This is a genomic window from Larkinella bovis, from assembly GCF_042655385.1.
GTDB classification, from domain to species: domain Bacteria; phylum Bacteroidota; class Bacteroidia; order Cytophagales; family Spirosomataceae; genus Larkinella; species Larkinella bovis.
This window is the reverse complement of sequence record NZ_JBHSMA010000006.1, coordinates 214,118-225,932: the sequence shown is the minus strand read 5'-3', so window position 1 is coordinate 225,932 and position 11,815 is coordinate 214,118. Positions and strand designations below refer to the sequence as shown.

The 11,815-nt window shown below is 51.6% G+C and carries 12 protein-coding genes; 7 read left to right on the top strand and 5 right to left on the bottom strand.

Annotated elements, in window-relative coordinates:
- Window positions 1–301 precede the first annotated feature (301 nt).
- From ACFPMF_RS19125 to nadD, 5 genes are all read left to right on the top strand, one after another.
- On the top strand, window positions 302–1,033 hold the full coding sequence (locus tag ACFPMF_RS19125; RefSeq protein WP_379848338.1) for a sensor histidine kinase: 732 nt from the start codon (window positions 302–304) through the stop codon (window positions 1,031–1,033).
- A gap of 348 nt (window positions 1,034–1,381) precedes the next feature.
- Window positions 1,382–1,996 carry a sigma-70 family RNA polymerase sigma factor gene (locus ACFPMF_RS19120; RefSeq protein WP_134024909.1) on the top strand — a complete coding sequence of 205 codons (615 nt, stop codon included), beginning with the start codon at window positions 1,382–1,384 and terminating at the stop codon, window positions 1,994–1,996.
- Window positions 1,997–2,119: 123 nt separating this feature from the next.
- Window positions 2,120–2,383, top strand: coding sequence for a zf-HC2 domain-containing protein (locus ACFPMF_RS19115; protein WP_379848337.1), 264 nt, complete (start codon window positions 2,120–2,122; stop codon window positions 2,381–2,383).
- A 6-nt stretch (window positions 2,384–2,389) separates the two neighbouring features.
- On the top strand, window positions 2,390–2,989 hold the full coding sequence (gene gmk, locus ACFPMF_RS19110; protein ID WP_379848336.1) for a guanylate kinase: 600 nt from the start codon (window positions 2,390–2,392) through the stop codon (window positions 2,987–2,989).
- 15 nt (window positions 2,990–3,004) lie between these two features.
- Window positions 3,005–3,577: a nicotinate (nicotinamide) nucleotide adenylyltransferase gene (gene nadD, locus ACFPMF_RS19105; RefSeq protein WP_379848335.1), complete on the top strand. Its 573-nt coding sequence runs from the start codon at window positions 3,005–3,007 to the stop codon at window positions 3,575–3,577.
- A gap of 93 nt (window positions 3,578–3,670) precedes the next feature.
- On the opposite strand, the gene ACFPMF_RS19100 is transcribed toward nadD, so the two are convergent.
- The 3 genes from ACFPMF_RS19100 to cysS are packed head-to-tail and all read right to left on the bottom strand — an operon-like array spanning window position 3,671 to window position 6,653.
- Window positions 3,671–4,102 carry a hypothetical protein gene (locus ACFPMF_RS19100; protein WP_379848334.1) on the bottom strand — a complete coding sequence of 144 codons (432 nt, stop codon included), beginning with the start codon at window positions 4,100–4,102 and terminating at the stop codon, window positions 3,671–3,673.
- 31 nt (window positions 4,103–4,133) lie between these two features.
- Entirely contained in the window at window positions 4,134–5,138 is a 1,005-nt protein-coding gene (locus ACFPMF_RS19095) for a M28 family peptidase (protein ID WP_379848333.1), read from the bottom strand.
- 15 nt (window positions 5,139–5,153) lie between these two features.
- The gene (gene cysS, locus ACFPMF_RS19090) at window positions 5,154–6,653 is read right to left on the bottom strand and encodes a cysteine--tRNA ligase (protein ID WP_379848332.1); all 1,500 of its coding nucleotides are present in this window, start codon (window positions 6,651–6,653) and stop codon (window positions 5,154–5,156) included.
- A 178-nt stretch (window positions 6,654–6,831) separates the two neighbouring features.
- On the opposite strand from cysS, the gene ACFPMF_RS19085 reads away from it, so the two are divergent.
- Both ACFPMF_RS19085 and ACFPMF_RS19080 read left to right on the top strand, forming a co-directional pair.
- Entirely contained in the window at window positions 6,832–8,016 is a 1,185-nt protein-coding gene (locus tag ACFPMF_RS19085; protein ID WP_379848331.1) for a GNAT family N-acetyltransferase, read from the top strand.
- A gap of 89 nt (window positions 8,017–8,105) precedes the next feature.
- Window positions 8,106–9,023 carry a PfkB family carbohydrate kinase gene (locus tag ACFPMF_RS19080; protein WP_379848330.1) on the top strand — a complete coding sequence of 306 codons (918 nt, stop codon included), beginning with the start codon at window positions 8,106–8,108 and terminating at the stop codon, window positions 9,021–9,023.
- An 82-nt stretch (window positions 9,024–9,105) separates the two neighbouring features.
- On the opposite strand, the gene ACFPMF_RS19075 is transcribed toward ACFPMF_RS19080, so the two are convergent.
- On the bottom strand, window positions 9,106–10,389 hold the full coding sequence (locus ACFPMF_RS19075) for a M16 family metallopeptidase (RefSeq protein WP_379848329.1): 1,284 nt from the start codon (window positions 10,387–10,389) through the stop codon (window positions 9,106–9,108).
- A 71-nt stretch (window positions 10,390–10,460) separates the two neighbouring features.
- The gene (gene porV, locus ACFPMF_RS19070; protein WP_379848327.1) at window positions 10,461–11,708 is read right to left on the bottom strand and encodes a type IX secretion system outer membrane channel protein PorV; all 1,248 of its coding nucleotides are present in this window, start codon (window positions 11,706–11,708) and stop codon (window positions 10,461–10,463) included.
- Window positions 11,709–11,815: the final 107 nt, after the last annotated feature.

Genomic DNA, 11,815 nt, shown 5'->3' with positions numbered 1-11,815 from the left:
AAAACGTCCGTCACCGTGCACTACCTGAAAAATCACTGGATCCGTTTGGCAGGCATTCTCTTCCTGACGCTGCTGAGCATCAGTTCGAGTGGGTATTTGCGCCCGCCAATCACGCCGTTGAAGCTGACCAAAATAGGTATTGCCCTGACCTTTATGACCGTCATTTGGGAAAGCAATCGTCTCTTGATTGGTTATTTTCTAAAACGGTATCCGAAACGCCAGCAGGTTGTCAAACGAATCGGGTGGACGGTTCTCAGCGGTTTACTGATAACCATCTGCCTTTTAGTGTTTGTGAGCGGTTTTGCGTCGTTGCTGTTCACGGGCCAGCTTTCGGTTCCGATCCGACAGCATCCTGTCCAGTGCCGCCACCTTAACATTTTGCATTTTAGGCATTTACGAAGCATTTCGCATTTCAACCCTTCTCCGTCAATCGGAAAAGGAAAAAGAGCAATTACAGATTGCCAACCTGCAAAGCCAACTGGAAGCGCTCAAGCAGCAGGTTAATCCGCATTTCCTGTTCAACAGCCTCAATTCGCTGGGGGCGTTGATCGAGGAAAATCCGAAACAGGCCGGCCAGTTTCTGGAAGAACTCAGTAGCGTCTACCGGTATTTGCTGCGTTCCAACGAACAGGACCTGATTCCCCTGACGACGGAACTGGATTTTATCCGTTCCTATTTCCACCTGCTGAAAACCCGGCATGGCGACGGGCTGGAACTCCAGCTGCGGGTCGATGACCAGTACCACACCCACCAGCTTCCTCCGCTGACGCTGCAACTGCTGGTCGAAAATGCCGTGAAACACAATATCGTGCTCCCCGACCAGCCGCTGATCATTGAAATTATCACGACTTCCGACGGCCAGGTGCAGGTCACGAATAATCTCCAGCGGAAAGCCTCGCGTGTGCTGTCCAACGGGGTTGGCATTTCCAATATTCTGCGGAAATACCAGATGCTGAGCCAGCCCAGCCCAACAGTTCGGGAAGTCGACGGTCATTTTTTAGTCACCTTACCGCTGATTCGGCAACCCTCCTGACTTTTTTTACGCTCATTCGCCCCGGCGGCTGAGCGATTATTTCCGGATGACCTGCCTATTTTTCACTCGTTATTTCCGTCCATCCATCCGGTTTTACCGACCATCCATCACCCCGGGCTTGTATCCTGCCAATTTGTCCTGTTCCTTGCAAATCAGAGAAGAGTTGTGGGGTAGGATTGATTTTTGCAGGGTCCTAAAACATTGGCATTAACTTTTTTATTATCAGTAAATAGTTAGTTGCCAACCTCCTAAACCCTTGATTGTATGTAACATTGCTACTCGTACCGCATCCATTTGGATGAAGCCTACGAAAAAAATGGATGCCTTTTCATTTTCATTTGTAATTTTATGACGACGATGCCCGAAATTATGTCAGATACGCAACTCCAAGGGTATACCGACGAACAGAAGTACCAAGTCTTCAACAAGGAGTTCATGCCCCACATCGACTCCATGTACAACTTTGCCTTCCGCCTGACGATGGACGAAGATGACGCGAACGATCTGGTGCAGGATACCTATTTAAAAGCATTCCGCTTTATCTCTTCCTTCGAACAGGGAACTAACGCGAAAGCGTGGTTGTTCCGCATTCTGAAGAACAGCTTCATTAATGACTATCGCAAGAAAAGCAAAGAGCCTGCGAAAGTTGATTACCAGGATGTTGAGACCACCTACAACTCCGATGAAGCATCAGAAACCGAACACACCACGGATCTGAGGTTCGAAACGGTGCAGGATATGATTGGTGACGAGGTGGCCTCCGCGCTCAACTCGCTGCCGGTCGATTTCCGGACGGTTATTATCCTCTGTGATATCGAAGGATTTACATACGAGGAAATGGCCAAGATCCTGGATATTCCGATTGGAACGGTCCGCTCACGGTTGCACCGCGCCCGGAATCTGTTGAAAGATAAGCTGAAAGAGTACGCAGCGTCAATGGGTTACAACAAAAATGATGAGTAATTGAAACTTTTTGGGATTGATCGTTGGTTATCAGGGCAAGACACAAATCATAGTATAATATTTTCTGGAATAAATTAAATTTTTCCAATGTCAGGCACATTGCATTCATCGACTACGGTTGGTATGGAGGGTAGGCAGAAGACTGCCCCTACGAAAGAATCCTGCGAACACCAGGCCAAATGCCTGAAGCGAATTCAGGCGATTCTGGACGGGGGAGCCACCGATGAAGAAAAAGAGTATTTTAAGCAGCATATCGAAATCTGCCAACCCTGCATCGATATGTATAACCTGGAAAAGTGCATCAAAGAAGCACTGCAGGGAAAAGTTGAAAAGAAGTGTTGCCCGGATAAAATTGCAGCCGCTATTCAGGCAGAAATCAATAAATAAGTAACATTGGAAGGCAAACTGATTATTTTTTCGGCCCCCTCCGGTTCAGGCAAAACCACCATCGTCAGACATCTGCTGGCTGCTAATTCAAATCTCGGTTTTTCCATCTCCGCCTGCACCCGCGACCGCCGGGGCCGCTCCGAACAAAACGGTAAAGATTACTACTTTTTGACTCCCGAAGATTTTAAGGAAAAAATTGATAACGACGAGTTCGTCGAATGGGAAGAGGTGTATGTCGGTGCCTTTTACGGAACGTTAAAGACTGAGATTCAGCGCGTCTGGGACAGTGGCAAACATGTGTTGTTCGACGTGGACGTGCAGGGCGGTTTAAAACTGAAAAAGTACTACGGCGACAAAGCCCTGGCGATTTTTGTAAAAGTACCGGACGAGGCAACCCTGCGGGAGCGCCTGCTAGGACGTGGCACGGAAACCGAAGACAGTTTGTCGAAACGACTCTTTAAGGTCCATTTTGAAATGAGCTTTCAGGACCAGTTTGATGTCATTCTGGTTAACGACGATCTCGACGAAGCGCTCAAAAAAGCGCAGAAACTGACGGATGACTTCCTGCAACACGGTCTTATTCCGGACAAAGCAACCGTCATCTAAGGGATACCGGCGCGTATGAAAATCGGCTTATTTTTCGGTTCCTTCAATCCGGTTCATATTGGCCACCTGATCATTGCCAACACCATGGCCACCACCACCGATCTGGAGCAGGTCTGGTTTGTGGTTTCGCCCCAGAATCCATTCAAGAAAAACAAAAGCCTGTTGCACGAATTCGATCGCATCGATTTGGTGGAACGCGCCATTGCCGACAATGCGAAGCTGAAAACGACAGACATCGAATTTTCGATGCCGCGCCCCAGCTACACGATCGACACCCTAATCCGGCTCCAGGAAAAATACCCGCAGCACCAGTTCAAACTCATCATCGGCGGTGACAATCTGGCCCAGTTTCCGAACTGGAAGAACTACGAAAAAATTCTGGAGTTCTACGGCCTTTATGTATATCCCCGACCCAATAGCGCGCCCAGCCCACTGGAGCAGCACCCCAACGTAAAATTTATTCAGGCTCCTTTATTGGACATTTCCGCGACATTCATCCGGGATTCGATTAAACAAAACCGGTCGATTCGCTACCTGGTGCCGGACGTGGTCGAAGAGATTATCGAGCGGAAGAAATTTTACATCTGATCTTTTCCCGGCATCAACAGAAGAAAACCACGGATCATTTTCCCGACGGGGAGTTACGCCCAGCCCGGAGACCAGCTACTGCAACGAAAAGAATTACGGCCGTCCCCGCTGAAACGTAATTTCCGTTACCAAACCGATGGCGCTCAGGCGCAGCGCAATGGAACGGCTGCCGGTTTTCACTTTTGGGTCCTGGCAGTGCGGGCCGCTTTCGAGGAAATAAATGTAAAATTTCTGGTTCCGGTCGTCGAGTTGTTCGCTGTCCGGCCGACCGAGTATTTTACCCACCTCATTCGCTGATTTCCCTTTTAGTTCCGACCGAATGGCTTTAAAATCATCAACCAGCGTCGTCCGAACGCCCTGGCAACCGCCCCGGTCCGCGCGCCATTTCACCAGATCCAGCGTTCCCAGCCGATCCGGCGGAGCGGAACAACTTTGCAGGAAAAATAAACCGTAAAAAAGGCTCGCAGACAGAAATAAACAACGGATTTTTCGCCAAATCGATCCCGCTGGCTGTCCATTTTTCATTCGGGGCCTCCCCTGCGGTTCATGCAGAAAATTACTGTTCATTATACAACGTTTGCAGCAGCACCTGACCGACGGCTTTGAGCGTGCTGCGGTCGATGTTTTCCATGCCGTCGCCGGTGGTATGCCAGCCGTCGAAGAAGCTCCCCGAGCTTACGTTCAGGTGAATAATGTCGATCATCGGAATTTTCGCGACCCGGTTGACCGGCAGGTGGTCGTCCGTGATGGCCGGTCCTGACTGGCCCGTATCGACAAAATACTGGTTGTAGCCCATGCGACTGGCGGTTTCCCAAATCGTGTTGACCACCGTGGGCGCATACTGCATCGAATTCCCTTCTTTCAGGAACGTGGCCCCTTTGGCACCGACCATATCCAGCAAAACACCGTAATAAGCCGTATAACCCGGTTTGTGTTTATTGGCCGCCCAATACTGCGATCCCAGACAAAAACCGCCATATTCGTCCCGGGCCAGTTCCGAATTTCCCCAGTCCTCGGCGTCGAAGAAAATAAAGTCGATGCCAACCTCCGGTTTGGTACCGGCGTTTTGAATGGTCCGGGCCATTTCGAGCAGAACCCCCACCCCACTGGCACCGTCGTTGGCACCCAGCACCGGTTTGGTTTTGGCCGTGGCCGTGCTATCCTGATCGGCAAACGGGCGTGAATCCCAGTGCGACGCCAGCAAAATCCGCTTGCTCGCCTGCGGATTAATGCTGCCGATGATGTTCCGGGCATTCAGCTTCAGGTTATCGTAGGTTGTTGCCGTAAAATCCTGTACGGTTACCTCACAACCGAATGCTTTCAGGGCCGCCACCAGGTAATCCCCGCAACGGCGGTGCGCATCGGTATTGGGCACCCGCGGGCCAAACGAAACCTGCCTGGCAACGTAAGCGTAGGCCGAATCGGCGTTAAACGACGGCGCCGTAACGGTTTTGACCTCGGTGGCCTGATTTTCCTGCTGGTCCTGTTTTTTACTTTTGCAGGCGCTAACGGTGATGACCGCAGCCAGCCAAAAAAGAATGAGTTTCCGATTCAGGTGCATGTTCTGACTAATAGATTACTCCTCGTAAGCCCAGTCGATCCGGTGCTTCATATCTTTGATGACCAGACCCTGTGCCTTGAAATAGGAACGGACCTGATCCACTTTATCGTATTGCTTCTGTTCTTTATACTCGCGGTATAAGGTCAGCATGCCGTCCAAAACCGCCTGGCTTTCAGACTTCTCTTCGCGCAGCCCCAGCACCTGTTCCATAAACTGCAGGAAGGAATCCTTCAGCAGGTTAAAAACGTCTTCGCCCAATGCCGCCGGCTGAAGCTGGTTCAGGTACAGCATATTCACGTACTTCAGCAAGGTAAACAACTGGGCAATGCCAACCGCCGTGTTCAAATCATCGTTCAGAGCGCCGTAAAAATCGTCAACGGCCTTCCGGATTTCCTGTTGTTTTTTCTCCTCCGCCGGGACATCCTCAAGGGCAGTATAATGCAGGGTCCGAACAATCCGCAAACCGTTCACGAGTCGTTTGTATCCTTTTTGCGCGGCCTTGAGAGCTTCGTTCGAAAAGTCGAGCGTACTCCGGTAATGCGATTGTAACATGAAAAACCGCACCGTCATGGGGCTATACGCCTGCTCGAGCAAATGGTGCGTCCCCGTCACCAGTTCGGAAGGCAGGAACGAATTGCCCAGCGATTTCGACATTTTCTGCCCGTTGACCGTTAGCATGTTCGAGTGCATCCAGTAGCGGGCCGGTTCTTCGCCGTAAATGCTTTTACCCTGCGCCACTTCGCATTCGTGGTGAGGGAACTTTAGGTCCATTCCCCCGCCGTGAATGTCGAACTGCTTACCTAAATACTTGGTACTCATACACGTACATTCCAAATGCCAGCCCGGAAAACCGTTGCTCCAGGGCGATGGCCAGCGCATCAGGTGGTCGGGGGCGGCTTTTTTCCAGAGCGCGAAATCCAGCGGATTCCGCTTTTCCGACTGCCCATCCAGATCGCGGGTTTCGTTCAGCAAATCTTCCAGCACGCGGCCCGATAACTTGCCGTAGTTACCGCCTTCCTGGTTGTACTGGGCAATGTCGAAATAAACCGACCCGTTCGATTCGTACGCCAGTCCCTTGTCGATCAAGGTACGAACGGCTTCAATCTGCTCGACCATGTGGCCGGTTGCCGTGGGTTCGATGCTGGGCGACCACATGTTGAACATCGTCGTCACCGAATGAAAATCATTGGTGTAGCGCTGCACAATTTCCATGGGTTCAACTTTCTCCAGCTTCGCCATCCGCCCGATTTTGTCCTCCCCTTCGTCGCCATCGCCGACCAAATGCCCAACATCCGTGATGTTCCGCACGTACCGAACTTTATAACCGATGTGCGTTAAATAGCGGAACAGCGTATCGAACGTCAGGAACGTCCGGACATTCCCTAAATGCACAAAATTATAAACCGTTGGCCCACAGACGTATAATCCAACATACGGCGAAACAATCGGCTCGAACAGTTCTTTCCGGCGGGTAAGCGTATTGTATAACTTCAGCGGCTGTGTCGGTGTTGTCATTCTTCAATCGGTCGATCCAACAATGCGGTTATTTGCAGCCACAAATCTACATAATGTTCGGCGGAAGTCAGCGAAATTATAATCAGCGGCAAATGCGGTACTTTTCCTATCTTCGCAACCCCCGGGCGACGCAACGGTTTGTCCGGCTGATTCATTGTTCACTTAGTATCCCTACGGCATGCAGCTGATCGAGGTTGGTGATAATCCTGCTTATCAGAAAGAATTTTTACAATTACCGGTTCGATTATACCGCAACAATCCGTGCTGGATTCGCCCGCTCGACAACGACATCGAAGACGTGTTCGATCCGGTCAAAAACAAATACTTCCAGCACGGCGAGTGCATTCGCTGGCTCTTGCTGGACGATCAGAAGCAGGTTATTGGCCGGATCGCGGCTTTTATCAACCGCGAAACCGCCAACCGCAACAACGACCAGCCCACGGGCGGACTCGGTTTTTTCGAATGCATCAACAATCAAACGGCGGCTTTTGCCCTTTTTGATGCGGCCAAAGACTGGCTCCAGCGCAAAGGGATGGAAGCGATGGACGGCCCGATCAATTTTGGCGAACGCGACCGCTGGTGGGGCTTGCTGGTCGACGGTTTTGACAAGGAACCCACCTACGGCATGCCCTACACCCAGCCGTATTACGTGCCCTTGTTCGAGCAATACGGTTTTCTGGATTACTTCCAACAACTGACGTTTCTGTTACCCATGCGGGAAGACCGGGTTCGGCAACTCATTCACCCGTCCATCTTTGAACGGTCGGTTCGGACGCTGAACGACCCCACCTACGATTTCCGGCACGTCACCAAACCCGAACTGGAGAAATACGCGGATGATTTTCGGTATATCTACAACAAAGCCTGGGCGCGGCACCTGAGCGTCGGCGAAATGTCGGAGGAACAATCCCGGGCGCTCATGCTGCGGATGAAACCGATTCTGGAAGAAGAACTCATCTGGTTTGGCTACCACAAAGGCGAACCGATTGCCTTCTTTATCACCCTCCCCGAATTGAATCAGATTTTTAAACACGTTAATGGGAAACTCAATCTCATCGGGAAATTGAAAGTGTTGTACCACAAGGTCATGAAAACCAATAAAAAAGCCTTTGGGGTCATTTTTGGTATCATTCCTGAATACCAGGGTCGGGGCATCGAATCGGCCATTGCGCTGGCATTTACGCGGGTTGCCTGGCGACCGGGCTACCAGTACGAGGAACTGGAGTTGAACTGGGTGGGCGATTTTAATCCGAGAATGATTCGGTTTGCCAAAATGCTGGGGGGCGTCGCCCATAAGAAGCACATCACGTACCGGTACCTTTTCGACCGGACGCGGGCGTTCAAGCGACACCCGGTTATTTGAAAAATCCAAAATTTTGCAGACTTTTGAGCCGTTAATGGCTTCACTTTTCTTTCGAATTCATTTCATCACCCTGTATTTATCCAATCAGCATGAGTTTGTTATCCGTTGGTTCCGTTGCGTTCGATGCACTGGAAACCCCTTTCGGCAAAACCGATAAAATCATTGGCGGAGCCGCTACCTATATCACGCTATCGGCTTCGTATTTCACGAATAAAAATAACCTGGTTGCGGTGGTTGGCGACGACTTCCCACAGGAAATGATCGACATTCTGAAAGGGCGTGCCATCGATACGACGGGGTTGCAAATCCGCCCCGGCGAAAAAACGTTTTTCTGGTCGGGGAAATACCATAACGACATGAACACGCGCGACACGGTGGACGTGCAGCTCAATGTCATGGGCGATTTCGACCCGATTCTTCCGACCGTCTACAATGACTGTGAATTCCTGATGCTGGGCAATATCTCCCCTTCGGTTCAGAAAAAAGTGATCGAGCGGCTGCCGAAACGCCCGAAACTGATCATGCTCGATACCATGAACTTCTGGATGGACACGGCCTGGGATGATCTGATGGATGTCATCAAGCTGGTGGATGTGCTGACGGTGAACGACGAAGAAGCGCGGCAATTGTCCGGTCAGTATTCGCTGGTGAAAGCGGCTGCCGCCATTCAGGCGATGGGTCCCCAAACCGTCATCATCAAGAAAGGCGAGCACGGCGCCCTGCTTTTCCACGGCGGCAGCATCTTTTTTGCACCGGCACTCCCGCTCGAAGAAGTCTTTGACCCCACCGGCGCGGGCGATACGTTCGCGGGCGGTTTTATCGGCTACCTGGCCAGCACCGGCGATGTGTCGTTCAACAACATGAAGCGGGGCATTATTTACGGTTCAGCAATGGCCTCGTTCTGCGTGGAGAAATTCGGGGCCGAACGGCTTTTCAACCTGACGATCGACGAAATCAACGAGCGCGTCGCGCAATTCGTGAAACTGGCAGCGTTCGAGATTGTATAGCCTTGAACGGGGATTACGCCGATTCAGGGATTAATAGCCCCTGTAATCCTTCCATCAGCGTAATCCCCGTTCAAAAACCGTTTCACTTCCCTCCCACAACCACTTCGATCAACGAGCCGTCGGGTAGATAGCGATGGGCCATTTCCTGCACCTGCCCGGCCGTCACGGCCCGGATTCGCTCGATGTAGGAATGGATGAAATCCGTGGGCAAGCCGTCGAACAGCATGGTTTTGTAGCGATCGGCGATTTCAAACGGGGTGTTAAGCGAGCCGACGTACGACCCCGCCATGTAGTTTTTTACCGTCTTCAATTCATCGGCCGGAACCAGTTCGTTCTGCAGCCGCCGGATTTCCTTGCCAATTTCGTCCAGTGTTTCCTGCGTATTTTCCCGCTTGACATCGGTGCCGATCAGCAGATACCCCTGACTTGGAAACATGGACAGATTCGACCAGATGCCGTACGTAAATCCTTTTTCTTCCCGAATGTTTTTCATCAACCGGGACCCGAAATAACCGCCCAGCACCTCATTGAACACGAGCATCGGGAAATAGTCCGGATGTTTGCGGTTGAACAGGAGCCGCCCCAGCCGGATCGACGATTGCAGGCTGTCTTCTTTTTCTACCAACACCGGGGTTGGATCGGTCGCTATGGTTTTTTCCGCTCCGTGGGCCGAAACCGCCACCTCAACGTTCTGCTGGCCAAAAAACTTATTAAGTAAAGCAATTTCCAGCTCGGTAACGTGGCCGGCCGCCACCACCCGGAACGGCCGCTGCCGGATGTGCTGATGGTAAAACTGTTCCACCATTTCCCGCTGAATGGCTTCCACGGTTTCCGGTTTCTGATTCGATCCGTACGGGTGATTCTTCCCGAACACTTTTTCCCGGATCAGTCGCCCGGCAACGAAATTGTTTTTCTCCAGATTGACGCGCAGGTGCTGGACCGTCATGTTTTTCTGGTGGTTCAGTTCTTTTTGCGGAATCACCGAATCCAGCACCATCTCCTGAATCATCGGCAAGAGGGCGGGCAAGTGTTTCGTCAGGCCGTAGACCATCAGGCTGGCCCGGTTGGTTCCGCTATGCTGCTCCAGAAAAGCCCCGTAGCGATCGAAGTATTCACTGATCTGCGCCGAGGTATGCGATCGGGTTCCCTCCGTCAGCATTTTCAGCGTCAACGCCGACACGCCCGGCATCGGTTCGTACCAGGCACCGGCATCGAAAACGATTTCCAGCCGGATAACGGGTTGCTGGCCGGCATTGACCCAATAAACAGGCTGGCCATTATCCAGGGTTTGCGTGGCTATAGCCGGAATTCTTACTTCTTCAATAAGCTTGTATTCAGGGGCTTCTGTTCGGTCTATCAGGTCCATTGGGCGGTCAGGCGGTAAAAAAGAATGGCACGCCCGAAGGGTGCCATTATCACTATACTAGTTATCGGAGTCTATTCGCGGTCGTCGCTCTCGTCATCTTCGGCCGAACGGGCCTTTTTATCCAGATCAATCACCAGCGAAATCCGGAACGTTTGCGCCAGCGGACTGCCCTGCGTGGTCGGAATCAGATACGCAAAGTCAATACCGTATTTCTCCTGCAGTCGGATTCCCAAACCGGTCGTAAAGAATTTCCGGTCGCCTTTCACGCGGGGTTCGTGGTAATACCCGATCCGCGCAGCGAACTGTTCGTTATACCAGTATTCGATCCCGGTGGCAATGTTGATTTCTTTTACTTCTTCCGAAAAACCGTCCGGTGCATCGGAGAACGAGCCAAAAATAGAGCTGAGCGTGGCCCGGTTCGGGTTTTTCCCCTGCGCAATTACCGGAACCCCGTTATTGTACTGAACAACGCCCCCGTTGGTTTTATACACCGGCGGAGTTGGTACCATCAGTTTGTTCAGATCGAGCGCAAAATTGAATTTGTTGAATTTATCGGTATACAGCGTCAGGGCCGTTCCCAGTTTCAGGTTGGTCGGAATGGGCGACCGTTCCGGCGTTCCGTAGGTTACTTTACCGCCAATGTTGGAAATAATCCCACCGAAGGCCCATTTGAAGCCCTTGCCGGTGATATCGTCACGTACTTCGTTCTGGTAGAACGCGCTGATGTCGAAAGCCGCCGTCGAAGCCGGTTTCAAGGACATGCCGTTCACGGAGTAATTGCCGGAGAGGTTCGAGTTGATGTACCGCAGGTTGACCCCCATCGAGAAGTTCTGAAACAACCGGCGCGAATAGGAGGCCGTGGCGGCATACTCCCGGGAATTGAACGAACCGGCGGGTTGCCCCAGAATGGTCGTAAAGTCAATCGTCCCCATGTCGAAATACAGGAGCGACAAACCGATCACGTCGTTTTTGCTGACCTTTTTATACCCGGATAAGTAGGTAAAAAACATATCGTCAACCCCTATACTCCGCAGCCAGGGCGTATACGATAACGCCAGTCCCTGGTCTTTCTGGGCAAATACCAGCTTGGCCGGATTCCAGAAAACCGCATTGGCGTCAGCACTCAGGGCAACGCCCGCGTCACCCAGCGCGGCACTCCGGGCATCCGGCGTAAAGTTCAGGAAGGGCACCGCCGTTTGCGGAATCCGAAACGCAACGGTGTCCTGTCCCGTCAACGCTCCGCCCGGACTCTGGGCGTTTGACAAAAGAGGAAGTGACAGGCAACCAAGTAAACAAATTGACGATAACGTACGTGTCATAAAAGAGGTTTATTAACTCCTAATCAGCGCGTTCGCCGGGGAATTACCGAGAGAACGCCAAAGGTACAATGTTTAAAAGAGAATATAAAAGGTCGTTTGGAATATAT

Excerpts from the sequence above, each read along its gene's own strand:
- ACFPMF_RS19080 (WP_379848330.1), top strand. The coding sequence starts at position 8,106 with ATGAGTTTGTTATCCGTTGGTTCCGTTGCGTTCGATGCACTGGAAACC.
- ACFPMF_RS19075 (WP_379848329.1), bottom strand. The coding sequence starts at position 10,389 with ATGGACCTGATAGACCGAACAGAAGCCCCTGAATACAAGCTTATTGAA.
- ACFPMF_RS19115 (WP_379848337.1), top strand. The coding sequence starts at position 2,120 with ATGGAGGGTAGGCAGAAGACTGCCCCTACGAAAGAATCCTGCGAACAC.
- ACFPMF_RS19120 (WP_134024909.1), top strand. The coding sequence starts at position 1,382 with ATGACGACGATGCCCGAAATTATGTCAGATACGCAACTCCAAGGGTAT.
- cysS (WP_379848332.1), bottom strand. The coding sequence starts at position 6,653 with ATGACAACACCGACACAGCCGCTGAAGTTATACAATACGCTTACCCGC.
- ACFPMF_RS19100 (WP_379848334.1), bottom strand. The coding sequence starts at position 4,102 with ATGAAAAATGGACAGCCAGCGGGATCGATTTGGCGAAAAATCCGTTGT.
- porV (WP_379848327.1), bottom strand. The coding sequence starts at position 11,708 with ATGACACGTACGTTATCGTCAATTTGTTTACTTGGTTGCCTGTCACTT.
- ACFPMF_RS19085 (WP_379848331.1), top strand. The coding sequence starts at position 6,832 with ATGCAGCTGATCGAGGTTGGTGATAATCCTGCTTATCAGAAAGAATTT.
- nadD (WP_379848335.1), top strand. The coding sequence starts at position 3,005 with ATGAAAATCGGCTTATTTTTCGGTTCCTTCAATCCGGTTCATATTGGC.
- ACFPMF_RS19095 (WP_379848333.1), bottom strand. The coding sequence starts at position 5,138 with ATGCACCTGAATCGGAAACTCATTCTTTTTTGGCTGGCTGCGGTCATC.